The 18893-nt window shown below is 44.6% G+C and carries 16 protein-coding genes and 1 riboswitch; of the genes, 11 read left to right on the forward strand and 5 right to left on the reverse strand.

What is annotated here, in order from left to right:
* Window positions 1-123 precede the first annotated feature (123 nt).
* On the forward strand, window positions 124-2979 hold the full coding sequence (locus ACYCS5_RS19485) for an S-layer homology domain-containing protein (RefSeq protein WP_459760006.1): 2856 nt from the start codon (window positions 124-126) through the stop codon (window positions 2977-2979).
* Between the two features lie 101 nt (window positions 2980-3080).
* Here ACYCS5_RS19485 and ACYCS5_RS19490 read toward each other — a convergent pair whose 3' ends face one another.
* Entirely contained in the window at window positions 3081-3755 is a 675-nt protein-coding gene (locus ACYCS5_RS19490) for an NAD(P)H-dependent oxidoreductase (RefSeq protein WP_340954352.1), read from the reverse strand.
* Between the two features lie 143 nt (window positions 3756-3898).
* On the opposite strand from ACYCS5_RS19490, the gene ACYCS5_RS19495 reads away from it, so the two are divergent.
* A complete protein-coding gene (locus ACYCS5_RS19495; RefSeq protein WP_068938572.1) occupies window positions 3899-4291 on the forward strand; it encodes a winged helix-turn-helix transcriptional regulator in 393 nt (130 codons plus the stop codon).
* A gap of 193 nt (window positions 4292-4484) precedes the next feature.
* Window positions 4485-5477 (forward strand): ABC transporter substrate-binding protein, encoded by a 993-nt coding sequence (locus ACYCS5_RS19500; protein ID WP_459760007.1) that lies wholly within the window; start codon window positions 4485-4487, stop codon window positions 5475-5477.
* 120 nt (window positions 5478-5597) lie between these two features.
* Here the strand turns inward: ACYCS5_RS19500 and ACYCS5_RS19505 are convergent, their stop codons facing one another.
* The 3 genes from ACYCS5_RS19505 to ACYCS5_RS19515 form a co-directional block, all read right to left on the reverse strand.
* A complete protein-coding gene (locus ACYCS5_RS19505; RefSeq protein ID WP_069012903.1) occupies window positions 5598-7100 on the reverse strand; it encodes a stalk domain-containing protein in 1503 nt (500 codons plus the stop codon).
* Between the two features lie 214 nt (window positions 7101-7314).
* A complete protein-coding gene (locus ACYCS5_RS19510) occupies window positions 7315-7950 on the reverse strand; it encodes a cyclodeaminase/cyclohydrolase family protein (RefSeq protein WP_322252475.1) in 636 nt (211 codons plus the stop codon).
* Complete coding sequence (locus tag ACYCS5_RS19515; protein WP_029517626.1) at window positions 7947-8813, reverse strand: bifunctional 5,10-methylenetetrahydrofolate dehydrogenase/5,10-methenyltetrahydrofolate cyclohydrolase; 867 nt, start codon at window positions 8811-8813, stop codon at window positions 7947-7949. Before ACYCS5_RS19515 ends, ACYCS5_RS19510 begins: the two co-directional genes overlap by 4 nt.
* Window positions 8814-8926: 113 nt before the next feature.
* A riboswitch (ZMP/ZTP riboswitch) is annotated at window positions 8927-9011 on the reverse strand.
* Between the two features lie 213 nt (window positions 9012-9224).
* On the opposite strand from ACYCS5_RS19515, the gene desA reads away from it, so the two are divergent.
* The 8 genes from desA to ACYCS5_RS19555 all read left to right on the forward strand — a co-directional run bounded on the left by desA (window position 9225) and on the right by ACYCS5_RS19555 (window position 17845).
* A complete protein-coding gene (desA, locus tag ACYCS5_RS19520) occupies window positions 9225-10286 on the forward strand; it encodes a Delta(5) desaturase DesA (RefSeq protein ID WP_029517625.1) in 1062 nt (353 codons plus the stop codon).
* A 68-nt stretch (window positions 10287-10354) separates the two neighbouring features.
* Window positions 10355-11488 carry a sensor histidine kinase gene (locus tag ACYCS5_RS19525; protein WP_340954357.1) on the forward strand — a complete coding sequence of 378 codons (1134 nt, stop codon included), beginning with the start codon at window positions 10355-10357 and terminating at the stop codon, window positions 11486-11488.
* Window positions 11485-12084 (forward strand): response regulator transcription factor, encoded by a 600-nt coding sequence (locus ACYCS5_RS19530; RefSeq protein WP_029517623.1) that lies wholly within the window; start codon window positions 11485-11487, stop codon window positions 12082-12084. The genes ACYCS5_RS19525 and ACYCS5_RS19530 overlap by 4 nt, the downstream gene beginning before the upstream one ends.
* 145 nt (window positions 12085-12229) lie before the next feature.
* Complete coding sequence (locus tag ACYCS5_RS19535) at window positions 12230-12850, forward strand: deoxynucleoside kinase (RefSeq protein WP_029517622.1); 621 nt, start codon at window positions 12230-12232, stop codon at window positions 12848-12850.
* Window positions 12850-13491 (forward strand): deoxynucleoside kinase, encoded by a 642-nt coding sequence (locus ACYCS5_RS19540; protein WP_013308920.1) that lies wholly within the window; start codon window positions 12850-12852, stop codon window positions 13489-13491. Before ACYCS5_RS19535 ends, ACYCS5_RS19540 begins: the two co-directional genes overlap by 1 nt.
* A gap of 197 nt (window positions 13492-13688) precedes the next feature.
* Window positions 13689-14690, forward strand: coding sequence for a Gfo/Idh/MocA family protein (locus tag ACYCS5_RS19545; RefSeq protein ID WP_029517621.1), 1002 nt, complete (start codon window positions 13689-13691; stop codon window positions 14688-14690).
* Between the two features lie 248 nt (window positions 14691-14938).
* Entirely contained in the window at window positions 14939-16375 is a 1437-nt protein-coding gene (locus ACYCS5_RS19550) for a purple acid phosphatase family protein (protein ID WP_459760008.1), read from the forward strand.
* 243 nt (window positions 16376-16618) lie between these two features.
* Window positions 16619-17845: an RtcB family protein gene (locus tag ACYCS5_RS19555; RefSeq protein ID WP_165149979.1), complete on the forward strand. Its 1227-nt coding sequence runs from the start codon at window positions 16619-16621 to the stop codon at window positions 17843-17845.
* Between the two features lie 151 nt (window positions 17846-17996).
* Here ACYCS5_RS19555 and ACYCS5_RS19560 read toward each other — a convergent pair whose 3' ends face one another.
* A complete protein-coding gene (locus tag ACYCS5_RS19560) occupies window positions 17997-18887 on the reverse strand; it encodes a shikimate dehydrogenase (RefSeq protein WP_029517618.1) in 891 nt (296 codons plus the stop codon).
* Window positions 18888-18893 lie beyond the last annotated feature (6 nt).

Raw genomic sequence — 18893 nt, forward strand, 5'->3', positions numbered from 1 at the left:
TGGTGTTAACAGTAATGAAAAACCGATTGAAAACAAGAGAGATTAATTTTCAAAGTTGATATGAAAGTACAGGCGAAAGTGGCTCAGTGCTATCTAGTAAAGGAGGTGTAATGATTCCGAATAATGAATTATGAAAAAAAGTTAAAACAAATTAGGCATTACATGGCTGGTTTACTGGCTGTCTGGTTGTTCTGTATACATAGTGCGCCTGTTTTTGCGGACAGAGCCTTTAACGATATCGAACATTCCTATGCAGCTGATGCGATTGAGGCCATGGCTGCTCAAGGTTATGTTACGGGATATCAGGATGGGAGCTTTCGACCTTTACATTTTATCTCGCGACAGGAATGGGCAAGCATTTTCGCTAAAACCTTAAAGCGAACATCGAATAACAGAGGCGTAACTTCTTTTCGTGATGTGTCACCATGGGCTCTACCTTATGTACAGGCCTTACAGGAAGAGAGCATTACGAAAGGAATTAGTGATCAATTATTCGGTGCCAAGCACAATATGACTCGTCAGGATATGGCCGTTTGGTATGCCCGCTATTTTGGTGTTACTGAAGATACCCGATCGGCTGGTATATCCAGTTTTGTGGATCAATCTGATATATCAGATTATGCACAAACGAGCGTATGGCTGATGGAACGGCTGGAACTGATCGAGGGAGATACGAATCACTATTTCCATCCTAAAGAGTCTGTGAGACGGCAGGATGCCACGCTGGTTGCTTATCGAATATGGTTAGGCGGTGACGGTCTGAGAGAACGTGCCAAGCGTTTGCTAGGGTCATTAGGAGATGGAACTGCAACGATGCCTCAGACGACCAGCCAACAAGAATCGAAGAAGATCGAGGTCGATGTGACACCGGAAATTAGTCAACAACCTGTGAATTCGGAAGTCGAGGAGCCTAAAAGGCATCGCCCAAGCCCTGATTCACCAGCATCTCCGGTGACACCACCAGAACCGAAGCCGGAACCGTCGGTGACACCGCCGGGACCTAAACCCAAACCACCAGTAATTCCGGTAGATCCACCGGATCATTCTTCGGATTTTCTGGTAGATGAGGTCGTAATCAAGGCGCAGGAGCTGGTAAATCAACCGGAGACATACCCTTCGTATCAGCTATCTTTTCAGCTCTACAATAAAGGGCGACCCGTAAGCATTCCTGCTGCCAGCGTCACAAGTGTTACGTACACATTTAGTGATGGGTTAGGTATTTTTGATGAACAAGGGAAAATTGCACATCCCGAAAATATTCCGGTTGCGGACAGCTTCATTCCTGTAGAAATGAAGGTCACCGTTGCCAAACCTTATCAGGTCCTTACAGCTCAGGCCAAGCTGATCGTGAAAGGGAAGACTCCGCCGGCAGAGCCACCGAACGTAATCAGGTCCGTATACTTGGCTACGTATACCATTTCAGAGGCTGCTACTTTAGATCCTGCTGCTTGGAATATGTCCTACGTATTTCATAATGCTAATGGAGAGGTTATAGCTCCTGGATGGCTGCCCTCAGACTTGATACTTCGGGTAGAGGATTCCAGAGGGATATTTGATGAGGATGGAAAAATTGCTAACCTGCATTTGATTCCGGTAGTAAATTCGGTCATTCCATTAAAAATCACGGTTGAGTCGCCATCTCAAGGGGTTCTCTTCACATCCGATGCGGAATTAACAGTAGTACCGGGAGAACGCAAAAAGCAATACTTTGCTGTCTCCATCATGCTGCAGGGAAGCGCGACTACGGTAGATCAAATCAAGCAAGCGCGTCAATTGCTGATGGACCACTTTGGTCCCAATATCAAAGTGACGTGGGCCATGCAAAACGGTTTTGTTTTTTTAGAAACGAATCGACCGCAGCTTAAACAGGTTCTGGAATTCGTCGATCAGTATGGAGATGAAGTCGGAATTCTGGCGGGGTACCCGAACCAGACCGAGCCCGGGCTTCCTGTTTGGGAAGTAAAGATGGATGAGTGGCTATACATGTATCGTTACAATGCATTCAATGAGCTGCACCAATCCGGTACAATGGGATCACCCTCCGTGTTTGAAAGCATGGACACAGACCAATATCGGAAGTATCTGCCGAAATCATTGACCAGCTTTACGGTGAATCCCGAACAGACTCAATGGCTAGAAGATCACTATCGGATTACATCCGCGATGGGATGGTCGGCTACACAATATAATGTGAACGGTATGTATGGTGAGGGCTCTCCATTGATGCCTTACTGGTCCCATAAGGACAATCCAATTGTTCCCGCACAGGGACTAGCAGATAATAGCGGTACCGTATTCATGAACTCGGTTACGATTGATCCGATTGGATCACGCTATACGAAAGATTCCTCACGCTGGACTCTTCATCCGCTTGACCCATATGTGACTGAGACGGATGCAGCACCACAACTGTATATAGTACAGCAATATTTGGATAACCCTTATCAACGTATAAATACGGTAAACTACTTGTCCATTATTTTGGACATCAACGCACTTGCCAACACCCATAACATGGCTCCAATATGGGAGAATTTTGTGAACCACTTCCCTGTTGATCGCAAGGTTGAGATTGTAGGCGTGGACGGGCTGAAACAGATTTATGAATCGGTAGCAGGATCCAATAATGATCATACGGAGTTTACGCTCATGTTTAGAGGCTCAGGTATTAAGACGGCTATGGATTCCAATAATTCACCAGCAAATCTGCGCTATTTGTGGACCGAAAATGCCTCACAGCGGATTATTTTATCCAAAGAGGATGGAGATGCGACATGGTCCATTATTGACTTTACCGATTATACCCGAAAACCGGTTCCGAAGATGGACTACAACTTGGATGGTCACACGGACGTAAGCTATGTCACCGGAAGGAACTTCAAGCTATGTCCAACGGCTCCTTTAACAGCGGATGAAATTCAACGCGTAAAGGATCGTTTGAAGGATATTTACTTTGCAGAAGAAGTAAATTATCAGTAAGTAATTGGAAAGAGTTAAGAGCTGAGGTTTTATGAAAAGGGGGTGTCCCCACAGCCATCGAAATGGCTGTGGGGACACCCCTTTGTTTTAGAGAAAAGGTTTTACACCCACTCAATAACCTGATCTACAGATCGCCGAGTTTTGCCACGCGGCTCGTTGAGACGGTAGCCAAATGCCACCATACAAGAAATACCGAAATGCTTGGCATCCATAATGCCTTCTTCGGAGAGGATGCGTTCGATTTCCTGTTTATTAAAACCTTCGATAGGGCAGGAATCAATGCCGATTTGAGCTGCGGCAGTCATCATGTTGCCCAGTGCGATGTAGGTTTGTCGGCAGCCCCACTCGAACAAGGCTCTTTTATTTTCCTCCAGCGCAAAATCTGATTTTAGAAAGGCATCATACACTTTCTCTCTGCCTTGCATCACGTCAGCTGGTAATTGTTGCACGTTCTCCATCATACTCTTGATATAATCGGAGGAGGCTACCATATCTTCAGGAAGTCTAGAGAGGATGAGTACAAAATGGCTGGCTGTTGGCAGTTGTTTTTGGGCCCCCCAAGAGTAAGGCAGTAGCTTCTCACGCATAGCTTTACTCTGAACGACAACAAATTTCCAAGGTTCAAAGCCAAACGAGCTTGGAGATAAACGACCGGTTTCAAGAATAAAGTCGAAGTCAGAATCGCTAATTTTCTTATGACTATCGAATTCCTTCGTTGCATGTCTGAACTCGTATGCAGATAAGATTTGATCTTTAGTAGTAGCTAAGGTTTCCATCGTTATTCCACTCCTTATGGATGTGATTAAAATTGACGCTTACCAAGTGACATGCTTAATATTAGAATATACATGATCGTTTTTGAAGTACGCACATTAATGTGCTGTAGTATATAAAATGATACTAAGGAGGAGAAAAGCCTATGCGCAATCGGAAAGGCGGCTTTGGGGAATGTACCGCTGGGAATGATCAGGCGTGTCCAGTTGAGTTCACGCTGGACGTGATTGGGGGCAAATGGAAAGGAATTATTTTATATCATCTCATGTATGGGACTAAGCGATTTAGTGATTTTCGGCGGATCTGTCCGGGGATCACCCAGCGTATGCTGACACTCCAATTGCGCGAGCTGGAAGAGGATGGTGTCGTTCACCGTGAAGTATACCAGCAGGTTCCGCCTAAGGTTGAATACTCTCTCACCGAATTCGGGAAAACGCTCATACCGATTATTAACTTGATGAAAGATTGGGGAGAAGAATATAAAACAAAACAGCGATCACCAGAAAGCAGTCTTCAGCAACCTAGCCCCAATGTGTAGGTTTTTGAAGACGGCTCCACGAAAAAGACCTGGCCATCATTTTGGCAGGTCTTTTGGTTTATTAAAAAGGAATGTGCAAAGTTCGTTTTTCAGTTGACAGCAAGGACGACGCTTGATATATTTCTTACGATATTGATAATCATTATCATATGTATCGGAAGATCATCTGCACAATATATAGGGGGCTAATCAGTTGAAAAGAAAATCGTATTTTATGATGACAGCTATGTTACTTGTATTGTCTGTATTCATCAGCGCTTGCGGCGGAAATAATAATGGAAGTAATCCGGCTTCATCTTCAGGAGATAAGCAAGAGTCGGCTTCTACTGGAGAGACGAGAAGCTTTAAAACGGTTAAAGGGGATATTCAAATTCCGACCAAGCCACAGCGTATTGTAACGGATTTTTACGGTGGAGAATTGCTGTCCGTGGATGCTAACGTGGTGGGTGTAGAGCCAACTGCGTTTCAAAATCCTTTTCTGACCGATTTGCTGAAGGAACAAGGAACCAAAGAGGTGGGTGATCCGACCAATTTGGAAAAGACGTTGGAACTCAAACCTGATCTGATCGTGGTTATGAAGGATACGAATTATGAGGCTTTGTCAAAAATCGCACCTACCTTGTACATTCCGTACGGTACGACGACTAATATCTATGACACGGTCAAGCTGTTCGGTGATATCGCCGGGGAAAAGGAGAAGGCTGAGCAATTTATTGCTGCATTTGATAAAAAGGCCGCTGAAGGTCGCGCACGTCTTAAAGGTGTGATTGACGAAAAGGCAACTTTCGGTCTGTATGAGCTGACGGACAAGCACGCACTTTGGATCTTTGGCGACAATGCGGGTCGCGGCGGACAAGCCGTGTACAATGCGCTCAAACTGAACATGCCAAAGAAAACAGCTAATTCCAAGGAACAAACGGTGCAGCTTTCGATGGAGGTGTTGCCGCAGTATGATGCAGATTATATGTTCCTGACTACGTATGACCCGGAGAAAAAGGGTGACGCACTCAAACAACTGAAGTCGTCCGCTGTGTGGGGGAATCTTCCGGCGGTGAAGAACAATAGAGTGTTCTTTAACGATTTTGATACGTACTATCGCTACGATCCAATCGCTATTACAGGACAGATTGATATGATCGTAGATATGCTGGTCGAAAGAGAAAAAGAGAATAAAGCTAAACAATAGGTGTGAGATTCTGCGTTGTGACGAATTGTCCAAAACAGATAGGAAGTTGCATAATATACGTCGCAGTATATAGCTAAAACCAGTCCAACATGATTTATGTTTAGACTGGTTTTTTATTTACTATTTCGTCGTAATTTCAATAGTATCTTCTTTTTGTATCCAATCTACCTTGGCCCCCAGCGTTTCGCTGATTAGCCTTAATGGAAGATAACCAATACCATTCACCATGAAGGGCGGATTGGTAAGCTTTACAGCTTTACCGTTCACTTTTGCTTGGCTGGTTTTGAAATTTATTTCTAGAAAGACAGGGTGATCTTCTGCCTTGGACTGATCTATTTTTGCTATTTTGCTGTTGAAATCATAAGCGATCTCGGCCCCCAGTTTATCAAAAACAGAACGAAGGGGAATAAACGCTTGCCCGTTGCGGGTAATGACACCATTACTCAGAGAGACAGGCGAACCATTGAGACGGACAAGAATCGGTTTTTGTACAGGAACTGGTGAACTATACAGAAACTCATAGTCTCCTATACCTAGCTGCGCGTGTTTGTTGACACCCCAGCCCCATAAGGCCCCATCTGCTTTTTGCATGATTACGTGCCGTGGACCTGCTTTGATACTTTGAATATTTTTAGCAAGCAATGTAAAGGGGGCGTTGGATGGTAACTTTTCACCATCTAGAGACGCAACATATACATTCCCAGCTGTGGTGAGGGCGAGTATGGAGCGTTCGGCGAAAAAGGCGTCTTTAACATCTTTTACTCCTGATAATAGCACAGGGGTATTTTCATTGTGATAGGTTGTATTATCTGAGTAACCTGTGACCGTTTCACCCCAGAACCATAACCGTCCTTGTCGATCAATCGCGAGATTGGAACTTCCATTGGTCTTAATTATTTTGATGTCCGATAAGGCTTGAATCTGCGATACGGATAAAGTTTCGGACGGAGTTACATTTTTATCAAATTCTTTGGGCCATGTCCATACAGTACCGTCTTTCTTTAAGGCTATGTTTTTGGAGATAGCAGTAATATCCTTTAATGATGGAACAAGCTCGAAGCCCTGCAAGGACCTTGTATTTTTCCATACACTTCCGTCCTTCTTCAAGAAGATCCAGCGTTCCTCATATTGCGGTCTTTTTTCATAGTAACTATCCAATTCTGTAACATTTTCGATGCCGGATAGGGTTTGAAAAGGAGCAAAGTTGCCACCATTTTCGATTCGATCAGCGGATAATACGGTTCCTTCGGCGTTTAGGGCGAGCACATGATCATTCATAATACGCACGTTTATGATGTTTGGTAGTCCTTCCAGAGAAATGAATTTCACGGATTCAGAAATGTTGTTTCTTGGCACATACCAGGCGGAATGATCTTGTAAGGTAAATATCAGATCGCCTTCCTGGATTATATTCGAAAATGTTCTTACAACGTTTGGCTTATCCTCTACACGAGTCGGTACGGATTGATTATAGCCCCATAACCACAAGCTCCCATCGGATTGAATCAGACTCCCGGAATCATAGGAGCGAATACGGGACGCCGATTCATCACCGGCCGCCCATGCACTGGAGCTGAACAATAACAGCGCGATCATACTGATTAACAGAGTACGTCTTTTCATGCGTTTTTCCTCATTTCTTCATCAATGTATATAAGGTTAAATAACGCCTTGGGGAATATCTCCTTATCAATAGACGAAGAATATATAGAAAAGTTTTCCACAAATCGTTGGATTCCAATAAAATAGCCTCCAAACCCACGAGCAGAGGCGGGTTTGAGAGGCTATTTCTTGAGCATGGAAGCAGAATATGACTTGGGACGGGTTCTTCCAATGGTCAGCCCGTTATTCGGCTGCGCACCATCAATAAGGTTTGTTCTTTGATTTGTCCGATTTCACGAAGAAGTGTGGCTGTTTTGGCCTCGTAGGATTGTTTGACATCCAAGTCCTTTAAGGAGGCAAGGTTAATGTCAACAGTAAGCAGGGCAGATTGAGCAGCGGCTTCGAACAGGATCGCGCCGATGCCAAGATCCGAAATCACATTTTTATTGGACACTTCCACAATGTTATAGGCTTGCGACAATCCGTCTCGGCATACTTCCAGCAGGCGCATGGGTACCTCAATGGCAGCGATCACCGCTGTCTGTAAGGAATGAGTACGATAGCGCTTTTCTTCGTCTGTTTCCTTGGGCAAACGCAGCGCGGTCATATACTGTTCAAAGGATTGGATGTCTGCGACCATTAGTTCCTCACAATGTGTAGACAATCTTTCCATGCTGCTAATGACGTCCGTGATTTGTTCATGGATGTGTGCGTATTTTTCTCCTTGTGAAAGGTTGGCGGTCATAGAGGTCATAGCCGCGCCTAGTGCCGCAGCCAGTGCGGATACACTTCCTCCGCCAGGGGTAGGCGCTGCACTTGCAGCTTCTTTCAGAAAATGTCCGATGGAATGATTCCACGACAGTTCACTCATGAGTAAACCACCTCTCTGGAGTAGTGTTGCAGATGTATCGCTTTGAGCAGATTTTTGTACAAAATCGCAGTCGTCAAGGTCCCAACGCCGCCGGGAACCGGAGAAATGGCATGTACCTTTTCCCCCACGTCTAAAGCGGCATCTCCCACTATTTTTCCCTCTAGCGTCTCATTAATTCCCGCATCTACCAAAATCAGACCGGGATGAACCATATCTTGCGTAATCACATCAGGGCATCCGACTGCTACGAAGGCAATGTCTGCATGGCTCAGATGCTCTGCAATATCACGCGTACCTGCATGACAGGCGGTAACGGTGGCGTTTTCTCTTTGCAACATGTGGAAAAGGGGAAGTCCCACTGTCTGTCCGATGCCCACGAGCGTGACATTTTTGCCTGCCAATGTGTGACCGTAATGCTTGAGCAGCTCGATACAGGCTTGAGGTGTTGCGGGATATAGTCCGGCGTCACCTGTTACAGTAGCCAGCTTGTTATCGGGTGTAATCCCATCAATATCCTTGTAGGGGGCAATGGATTGTTTAATAACGGAGGCGGAAAGATGTTGGGGAAGCGGCAGTTCCAGCATAATGCCATGTACATGGGATGCATCGTTCAGACTGCCGATCAGGTGCAGTAGCTCGGTTTCGCTAACATGACGATCAAACGTATGGAGATGAAATGAGATGCCCAGCTTCTCCGCTATTTTTTGCTTGGTCCGTGCATAGTATGCAGATGCCGGATCACCTTCTACCAATAGGGTTGCCAGATGGGGACGGTGTCCTTGCTGCTTCATTTCTTCTACCTGTGAACGGATCGTTGCATATACTTGCTCAGCTGCTTCTTTGGATTTCATGATAATAGCCATAGTCCGAGCCTCCTCTGAATTTATTGCATAATGGAATCAACAGGGTGTCATGGTCTTGTAAAACGAAAAAAAGTATTTGCACAAGGTCGTCAAGACAGACGAATCCTCTGCAAATACTTCTCCCAGGCGAACGGTACGCTTTTTATGTATGCTCCCTCGTGGTTCATTCCACTGACTTCGCCAGTCACATACAGCGTTATTATACCTTATATTTTAACAAACAATCATCAGAAAAGAAACCCGCGAACATTTGGAAAACGGGTTATGTTACTTGTCTATATGACAAATGTCATATACACGAACTGACGTTTATGACTACAGCGCCTAGAGCGTTCTCCTTATACTGAGATTAGATCAACATGTACGCCTAACAGGATCAAGGTATAGGCGTCATCTTTAAGGAGGATCATAATGAGTATGACACAACTCCCATTAGCCCAATTGAAAAAAAATATGGCTCCCTACGAGAAAATAAACACGAAATCCAGCGTTCTGCAACTTATCAATACCTTGGGTCCACTGATCCTATTGTGGTATGCTGCTTATCTTAGCCTGTCGGTTTCGTACTGGCTGACGCTTCCCATTGCCATTGTTGCATCGGGGTTTGTGGTACGGACGTTTATTATTTTTCATGATTGTGGTCATCAATCCTTCTTCAAAAGCCGCAAGCTGAACGACATTGTGGGAACGATTACAGGTATTATTACGCTCTGCCCTTATCACCAATGGAAAAATAGTCACGCGATCCACCATGCAACCAGCAGTAATCTGGATAAAAGAGGCACAGGTGACATGTGGGTGCTTACGGTAGAAGAGTACACAGAGGCTTCCACATGGACACGGTTGGCCTATCGCATATACCGAAATCCTTGGGTTATGTTCGGACTAGGTCCGATCTATACTTTTTTGATTTCCTATCGCTTTAATATCAAGACAGCCAAACGCAAGGAAAAAATGAACACTCATGTGACGAATATATCCATCGTTGCATTGTATGCACTGTTGTGCTGGGCTATTGGATGGCAGGCCTTCCTTCTCGTACAGGCACCTATCTTTTTTGTATCCGGTATGTTGGGAATCTGGCTATTCTATGTACAACACCAATTTGAGGATTCTTATTTCGAGCACGATGAAGAGTGGAGTTATATTAATGCAGCCGTAGAAGGCAGTTCTTACTACAAGCTTCCTAAAGTATTGCAATGGATTACGGGCAATATCGGATTTCATCACGTTCATCACCTGAGTCCCAAAGTTCCAAATTATAATTTGGAAAAAGCACATGAAGCGACACCGTTACTTCAAAAGGCGACCACGATCACAGTGAGTAGCAGTCTGCAATCGTTGAAGTTCCGACTTTGGGATGAAAATACGAAAACCTTTTTGACCTTTAAACAAGTGAAGCCGCTCCTCAGCAAACGTGTTGCAGTTACGAAACCCATGCCTACACCTGTTGTAGGCACAGAAAGAAAATAACGTTGAACAAAACCTGGTATGATAAGATAAGGAATATAAGTCATGTGAAGTAGAAGAGGGTGGGCAGGATGCAAAAATGGTATCAGATCTTCCAAAGGAATACAGGGCTTAGCCCTTATGTGTGGGTCGTCTTTTATATCCTGCCCTTTTACTACTTTAGCTCTTCATCTACAAGTCATATTATTCTGGGTACTGCTATTATTTTGGTATTCTTTGCATGTTATGTACTGGCTTTTGTCTCAAAAGGCTGGCTCATATACTTTTGGACCAGTGTACAGATTGTCATATCGATTACCATGACACTGCTGTTCAGCTATATGTACTTTTCCATATTTATCGCCTATTTGATCGGTAATATTAAAAGTAAGGCTGCATTTACGACGCTGTATATTATTTTAATGGTTATTACGATTGGATTGATCAATTATGGTTTTGTTTCTCAGAATCCCGTTTTTATTAAACAGATTCCTTTTATCCTGCTTAATCTGATCGGTGTGATTCTCCTTCCGATTACGAATTTTAATCGCAACAAAAGCGATCGGCTCCAAGTCCAATTAGAGGATGCCAATAAGAAAATATCGGAATTGATTAAGCTGGAGGAACGGCAAAGAATTGCGCGTGACCTGCACGATACCTTAGGTCAGAAGTTGTCACTCATTGGGCTGAAGAGCGATTTGGCGGGCAAACTGATGGATCAGTACCCGGAGCGGGCGCATGTCGAAATTAACGATGTTCGTCTCACGGCAAGAAGCGCGTTAAAAGAGGTACGGGAAATGGTTACTCAAATGCGCGGTATGCGACTAGAGGATGAGCTACTACGTATTCGGCAGATTTTAAAGGCTGCTCACATTGAATTAACTCTAGAGGGCGACCCGAAGCTGGAGCATACATCATTAATGAATGAAAATGTTCTTAGCATGTGTATGAAGGAAGCCGTAACCAATGTAGTGAAACACAGTGGAGCTACCGCTTGCTCCATCACGATTGAGCCGTCTCGTAAGGAATTAACTCTTCGGATTCAGGATAATGGAGTCGGTATTACGAGAGAAAATGGAACCCTTCGTGGAAACGGCCTGCAAGGTATGAAGGAAAGGCTCGAATTCGTGAACGGATGTATGGAGCTGCGTTCAGATCAGGGAACGACCTTGGTCATTAAAGTGCCCAATATCCCTGAAAAGCCGAACGAGGAGGTGGGGCCATGATTCGAATTGTCATTGCAGAAGACCAGCGTATGCTGCTGGGTGCTCTAGCTTCTCTGCTAGACTTGGAAGAGGACATGAAAGTAGTCGGAAAAGCAAGCAACGGGGAAGAAGCTATAGAACTGGTGAAGCTGCATCAACCGGATATATGCATTATGGACATCGAAATGCCAATAAAGAGCGGATTGGATGCGGCTGAAGAACTCAAAGGCTTGAACTGCAAGATGCTGATTTTAACTACGTTTGCCCGCCCTGGGTATTTTGAACGAGCGATCAAGGCGGGGACACACGGTTATCTACTCAAGGACAGTCCCAGTGAAGAGCTGGCTTCCTCCATTCGCAGTATTATGGCAGGTCGGCGTATCTATGCTCCGGAACTGGTCGATGATGCTTATGCCGAAGTCAACCCGCTAACAGAGCGTGAAAAGACCGTCTTGGCGCTCATCGCTGACGGAAAGAACACAAAAGAGATTGCTGGTGAACTGTATTTAACGACAGGGACGGTGCGCAATTATATTTCAGTCATTCTCGATAAGTTGGGTGTCAGTAACCGGATCGAAGCGATTACACGTTTTAATGAAAAAGGTTGGTTTAAATGAGAAACAGAGACGCTATGAAGCAAAATATAGCGCTCTGTTTTTTTGTTTTATCCATAGATTTGGTATGCCTTTAGCGTACTACCTTGTGATACAATAGGATAGTTGTCCACAGGATGGACTGGAGTACAAGGAGGAGCAGAACCGCATGAAACAAGCCCCATTTATAGCCGTTGAAGGGCCCATCGGAGCAGGCAAAACGACGTTAGCTTCGATGCTTTCAACCGAGCTACATTGGCCGATAATCAAAGAGATTGTCGAGGAGAACCCATTTCTCGATAAATTTTATCAGAATATAGATGAGTGGAGTTTCCAGTTGGAAATGTTCTTCCTCTGCAATCGGTATAAGCAGTTGGAGGATACTGGTCTGCAATATATCGAGAAAGCTCAGCCTGTTATTTCTGATTATCATATCTACAAGAATTTGATTTTTGCTGAACGTACGCTTAAGGGTGTGAAGCTCGAAAAATATCGTCAAATCTATCATTTGCTCACAGATGATATGCCTAAGCCGGACATTATCATTTATATCAAAGCAGATTTGGATACCTTGCTGGGGAGAATTCGCAAGCGTGCACGCTCTTTTGAACAGGAGATGGACCCTGCCTATCTGGAGCAATTGATCATAGATTATGATAAAGGCATGCAGTTTCTCGCTGAACAGTCCCCTTCCCCTCGTATATTGACCGTGAACGGGAATGAAATTGATTTTGTAGAAAATCAGGCACAATTTAAACAAATTGTTTCCGATGTAAAGGAGCTTATATAGTGAATAATTACAACATTCCTGCAAATGCCTTGATTACGGTAGCGGGCACAGTGGGTGTAGGTAAATCCACGTTGACCGGTGCTTTGGCCGGACGCCTTGGTTTTAAAACCTCTTTGGAGCAGGTCGATCATAATCCCTATCTGGAGAAGTTTTATCACGATTTCGAAAGATGGAGCTTTCATTTGCAAATTTATTTTCTCGCGGAACGCTTCAAGGAACAAAAGAATATTTTCCTGTCTGGTGGAGGCTTTGTGCAGGATCGTTCTATTTATGAGGACACAGGCATTTTTGCGAAAATGCATGCCGATCAGGGAACGATGAATCCTACCGATTATGAAACGTATACTAGCCTGTTTGAGGCGATGGTGATGACACCGTTTTTCCCTCACCCTGATGTGCTGATCTATCTGGAAGGCAGTTTGCCCTCCATTCTGAGTCGGATTGAGGAGCGCGGTCGCGAGATGGAGATCCAGACCGAGCGTTCTTATTGGGAGCAAATGCATCGCAGATATTCCAATTGGATCAACGAATTTGATGCCTGTCCTGTACTGCGTCTGAACATTGATGAGTATGATGTACATGACCCTGCTTCCATGGATGCTATTTTGGAAGAAGTAGGAAAAGTAATATCAAAAAAATAGAGATATAACCCCAAATAACTGACAGGGACTGTGGTACAATCAGTATAAATTAAGCTGATAGACCGCAGTCTTTTTTTGTCGAATAAACATGTTGAAGCACGAGATATGACTAACGGTATAGTGGACAAGTTTAGGCTGGAATGCGAGAATAGGTACATATGAATTGTAATGACTCACGGGAAGGATGGGATACTGTGATGCGTTTTGGTATTGTTGGAACCAACTGGATAACAGAGAGGTTTATTCAAGCTGCGATGGAGACGGACGAATTTTCCCTGACGGCGGTATACTCACGCACAGAGGATAAGGGCAAAGCTTTTGCTGACAAATATAACAGCCAGCCGGAGGTTTTTACAGACCTGGCGCAAATGGCCGCAAGTGACCAGGTCGATGCCGTATATATTGCCAGCCCCAATTCCTTACATGCGGAGCAGGCGATCTTATGTATGAATCACGGAAAGCACGTGTTGTGTGAGAAACCTTTTGCGTCTAATGCAGCAGAGGTGAAGAGTATGATCGAAGCCGCGCGCAACAACGATGTTCTGCTGATGGAGGCCGTTAAATCCACACTTATGCCTAACTTTAAAATAATAAAGGATCATATGTATAAAATAGGCCGGGTTCGGCGTTATTTTGCAAGCTACTGTCAATACTCCTCCCGCTTTGATGCTTTTAAGCAAGGTAAGGTATTGAATGCGTTTAACCCGGCCTTTTCCAATGGTTCCCTGATGGACCTTGGCGTGTATTGTTTGTATCCTATGGTGACTTTGTTCGGCAAACCTGAGGAGGTTCGGGCGGTTGGTGTGCTTTTATCCTCTGGTGTCGATGGCGAGGGCAGTATCGTGATGAAGTATCCTGATATGGATGCTATCGTCATGTATTCCAAAATTACAGATTCCTATCTGCCTGCTGAAATTCAGGGTGAGAATGGAACGATGGTGATCGACAAAATCAGTCAGCCCTATGAGGTGAAAATTCATTATCGGGACGGCACGATTGAGGATCTGACCAAAGCTCAGACGCGTGAGCCCATGTATTATGAAATTCAGGAATTTATAGATCTGATCAAGATTGGTGAACGCAACAGTTCCATTAACTCTTTGGAGTGTTCACTTACAGTCGCTGAAGTGATGGAGGAGGCAAGACAGCAATTCGGCCTTCGTTATGAAGCAGATTTGAAAAATACTTCTGCACATTAGTCAGTGGAATGATCGAAATTGCAATGCACAAAGGGCTGCCGATTTTGCAAACTTTGCAAATATACGGTTAGCCTTATTTGGCTTTGTAGCCCTAAAAGGGTAAAGCAGTTATCCTTCTCCTCAATCGCTAGGTCACTTAACACCTCGTTTTTACAAATTACTATATTTCCTAAAACAACGTATTAACATTTGATTGATATGATCATATTTATAACTTTTACATATTAACTACACAGAGGAGTGTACACATGTTTAAGAAGTTTCAAAAATGGTCAGCAACATCTATGTCTGTTGCTCTTGCACTAGGTTTGATTACGGGCATGTCAGCCTTGCCTGTCCATGCTGAGTCATCAGGGAATACAGATCATGGTATTAGTAAAGTTACAGCTACATTTTATGGAGACACAAAAGGTTCCAAAGGATTTACCTGGTATACTTCAAAACTTTCCACGAAGAGCACTGTTCAAGTAATCAAGAAAACGGCTTCTGAAGCTGATTTTACGAGTGCTCTTACATTTGAAGGGACTTCTTCTCCATCGACCAATTCTCCAGAAGAGCTTGTCCATAAAGCTGTAGCTACAGGTCTTCAAGCGGACACAGCTTATTATTATCGTGTGGGTGATGCAGCGCGCGGGATATGGAGCGAAACAGGTACGTTTCAAACGGCTCCTAAGAGCGGCGAATTTACCTTCATTGATTTAGCTGATACACAAGCGAAAAGCGAAGATGAAGCCATATTGTCTTCACAGACGCTCGAAAAAGCACTTCAAACTGTAGGTAATGCTCAGTTTGTAGTCCACAACGGAGATATCGTAGACACCGGTACCAAAGAAGAGCAGTGGGACTGGTTGTTGGGACATTCACAAAAAAGTCTTTTGAATACAACCATTGTTCCTTCAGCAGGTAATCATGAGGATGAGAACTACGCTTTTTATGATCACTTTAATATTAATCAACCAGCTGGTTCTGCTACTAAAACAGGAGCGTACTACTCCTTTGATTACAGCAATGCTCACTTTATCGTACTGAACTCCAATGAGGACTCAGAGAAATATGCCAATTTTTCTGAAGATCAAGTCGCATGGTTAAAGAAAGATGCTGCGGCAGCCAAAAAGGCAGGTGCAAAGTGGATCATTGTTAACATTCACAAAGGTCCCTACACTACCTCTAATCATGCAACAGATTCTGACATCATGGATAACAATGGAGTTCGTAACCAAATCGCTCCACTCATGGACAAACTTGATATCGACTTTGTCGTGCAGGGGCACGATCATATTTACGCTCGTACGAAGCCAATCAACCAAGAGGGTAAAGCAACAACGCCAACCAAATTAAAAGATACATTAAATGAAAAGACGATTGAATATAGTGTGAATCCGGATGGAAGTATCTATGTCATCCCAGCAACTGCTGGCCCCAAAGTCTACTACAAGAACCCGAGTGAAAAACTTGGAGATAAGTACTATAATCTCTTTGAGCTAGCTGAAGAGAATCATGCGGCAGTATATGGCCCGGATCCGAGTGACAATCGTAGACCTGTACGAGGACAGGTACAGAATTTTGTTGGCATCACCGTAGACGAAAATAAACTTACAGCCGTAACGTACGAAATTGATCAAAACAAAAATGATGCCAAACCTTTTATTGTGGATCAATTCGGAATCATCAAAAAATATCAGTAAAATTGATTAATGGTTTCTAAATAATCATAAAAGGATATCCTACAGTCTGGTCGGCTGCATGGATATCCTTTTTCATTTTCTTATAGGGACTTTCTTATAGAGACGTCTGATGTTGTGCTTGTAATACTTACGCCCTGTTCGGAAGCGGGTAAACCGTACATAATGCTATTAAGAGATCCAAAGTTCAAAAGTAGTCAATTTTACATATAGAAATTTTCTTGCAAAATATGGAGGGATAAAGCGATGGCTTATCAAGAAATCAATGGAGTACGCGTATGGGGATCACCTGACCCGGGAGCACTATCTCAAGCCCGCACATGTGCCGAAAATGGTAATGTGATTCAGGCGCTACTGATGGCAGATCATCATAAAGGCTACAGTCAGCCGATTGGCGGTGTGATGGTGTATGACGGACAAATTTCACCTTCAGGTGTAGGGTATGATATCGGCTGCGGGAATAAGGCGGTAAGATCCAAGCTGTTTGCCGCAGATATTATGCCACGTATTTCAGCCGTGATGGATGAGATTGCACGTCATATTTCGTTTGGCGTAGGCCGTGTGAATGCAATTCAGGTAGACCATGAGCTGTTCGATGACCCGGATTGGGCAGTATATGCGGCGATTGGGAAACAAGAACATGACAAACTGAAGTCCTTGGCGAGGGAACAGCTGGGTACAGTAGGGAGTGGTAATCACTTTGTTGATGTATTTGTGGAGGAAGCGACAGGACAGGTCTGGATTGCCAATCATTTCGGCAGCCGAGGCTTTGGGCACAAAACAGCAAGCGGGTTTCTAAATTTGGCTGCAGGACGGGAGTTTCTCGGAAAGGCGCCGGGAGAACATATGGATCAGCCGCCTGTACTGCTGGATATGAACAGTGAGCTGGGAGACATGTACTACCGTGCGATGCGCCTTGCCGGACGCTATGCGTATGCGGGACGTGACTATGTGATAGAACAAGTGCTTGGTATTATGGGGACCGAAGCGGATTTTACGGTGCATAACCACCATAATTACGCGTGGAAGGAACAGCATGATGGACGCGACACCATTGTAGTCCGCAAAGGCGCAACCCCCTCGGCCCCTGGCCAAATGGGCTTTATTGGAGGAAGCATGGGCGATATCTCGGTGATTGTGCGTGGGAAAGATTCGGTAGAAAATCGGGATTCCTACTATAGTACAGTCCATGGCGCAGGTCGTATTATGAGTCGTACCCAGGCAGCCGGTAAAATGAATTGGAAAACCCGCACACGGAGTGGTGGACAAATCACGGATGTACAGATGAAGGAGGCTGTTCGGAACTACGGTGTCGAGCTGCGCGGAGCAGGTACAGACGAAAGTCCGTTCGTCTACCGCAAACTGCGCGAGGTACTGGACGCTCATTCCGAGACCGTGGAAGTTATGCATGTGCTGAAGCCAATCGGGGTATGCATGGCTGGGGCCAATGAGTTTGACCCGTATAAGGATTAATGAAAAGAGAAGGAAGAACGGGGCTGTACCCATAAAAAAGACGATGCCCGGCAGAAGTGTTCATTCGCCGAGCATCGTATTTAAAGTACATATATGCGTATATAATAGAAGGAACTCATGGCTTGATGTGCTTGTTGAGCAGCTCTAAATCTTACAGTTGATCAGCAAAAAGCTGTTCTTTAATATAAGCGACTGGCATCTCTTGGCCTGTCCACAGTTCGAAGGCTAATGCGCCCTGCCACAGCATCATGCCCAGACCGTTAATGGCGGTTGCACCTACGGATTCAGCTTGTTCCATCAGCTTGGATTTAGCTGGGCTGTATACTACATCGGTTACAATCAGATCGGAACGAAGCATGGACACATCCTCAATTACACTTTTGCCTTCCAGCGGTTTCATACCCACACCTGTACCATTAGCGAAAATATGACTTGTAAGAATCTCTTCACGCAGCTTCTCCTGATTCTCTAATGCATAGATATTCGCCTTGACTTGGGCATGTTTCATCTCTTCATTAATCATACGGACATTTTCTTCCGCCCGGGCAAAGAACTGGTCATTACGAGCGAAAATTGAAATTTCAGCGAGACCAGCTCGAGCGGCTTCAATAGCAATCGGCGTTGCAGCACCGCCTGAGCCGACGAGTGTCATTTTCTTACCTTTCAGATCAATGCCGTTCTCCTGCAAGTTACGAACATAACCTGATCCATCTGTACTGTAGCCTTTCAGCTTACCATCCGTATTCACGACAGTGTTGACGGCACCTGTAAATTTAGCGCTGTCGTCTAGCTCGTCAAGATACTGGAGTATAGCTGTTTTGTTAGGCATGGACACGTTATAACCGCGTATGTTCAGAGCGCGCATCCCCCGTACGACCTCTTCAAGCTGTTCATTGCCTACTTCAAAGGCCATATACGCGTTATTTAGGCCCAGCTTTTCAAACGCAAGATTATGCATAGCCGGGGACAAAGAGTGTCCGATCGGTGTAGCTAGCAGTCCGATTAATTGTGTTCTTCCGTCAATACGTCCAGCATTTTTCATGATATA

This window comes from Paenibacillus sp. SEL3 (assembly GCF_054602585.1).

Coding starts and splice junctions, on each gene's coding strand:
- ACYCS5_RS19530 (WP_029517623.1), top strand. CDS start 11,485: ATGATTCGAATTGTCATTGCAGAAGACCAGCGTATGCTGCTGGGTGCT.
- desA (WP_029517625.1), top strand. CDS start 9,225: ATGAGTATGACACAACTCCCATTAGCCCAATTGAAAAAAAATATGGCT.
- ACYCS5_RS19515 (WP_029517626.1), bottom strand. CDS start 8,813: ATGGCTATTATCATGAAATCCAAAGAAGCAGCTGAGCAAGTATATGCA.
- ACYCS5_RS19560 (WP_029517618.1), bottom strand. CDS start 18,887: ATGAAAAATGCTGGACGTATTGACGGAAGAACACAATTAATCGGACTG.
- ACYCS5_RS19550 (WP_459760008.1), top strand. CDS start 14,939: ATGTTTAAGAAGTTTCAAAAATGGTCAGCAACATCTATGTCTGTTGCT.
- ACYCS5_RS19525 (WP_340954357.1), top strand. CDS start 10,355: ATGCAAAAATGGTATCAGATCTTCCAAAGGAATACAGGGCTTAGCCCT.
- ACYCS5_RS19485 (WP_459760006.1), top strand. CDS start 124: ATGAATTATGAAAAAAAGTTAAAACAAATTAGGCATTACATGGCTGGT.
- ACYCS5_RS19495 (WP_068938572.1), top strand. CDS start 3,899: ATGCGCAATCGGAAAGGCGGCTTTGGGGAATGTACCGCTGGGAATGAT.
- ACYCS5_RS19545 (WP_029517621.1), top strand. CDS start 13,689: ATGCGTTTTGGTATTGTTGGAACCAACTGGATAACAGAGAGGTTTATT.
- ACYCS5_RS19555 (WP_165149979.1), top strand. CDS start 16,619: ATGGCTTATCAAGAAATCAATGGAGTACGCGTATGGGGATCACCTGAC.
- ACYCS5_RS19535 (WP_029517622.1), top strand. CDS start 12,230: ATGAAACAAGCCCCATTTATAGCCGTTGAAGGGCCCATCGGAGCAGGC.
- ACYCS5_RS19510 (WP_322252475.1), bottom strand. CDS start 7,950: ATGAGTGAACTGTCGTGGAATCATTCCATCGGACATTTTCTGAAAGAA.
- ACYCS5_RS19505 (WP_069012903.1), bottom strand. CDS start 7,100: ATGAAAAGACGTACTCTGTTAATCAGTATGATCGCGCTGTTATTGTTC.
- ACYCS5_RS19490 (WP_340954352.1), bottom strand. CDS start 3,755: ATGGAAACCTTAGCTACTACTAAAGATCAAATCTTATCTGCATACGAG.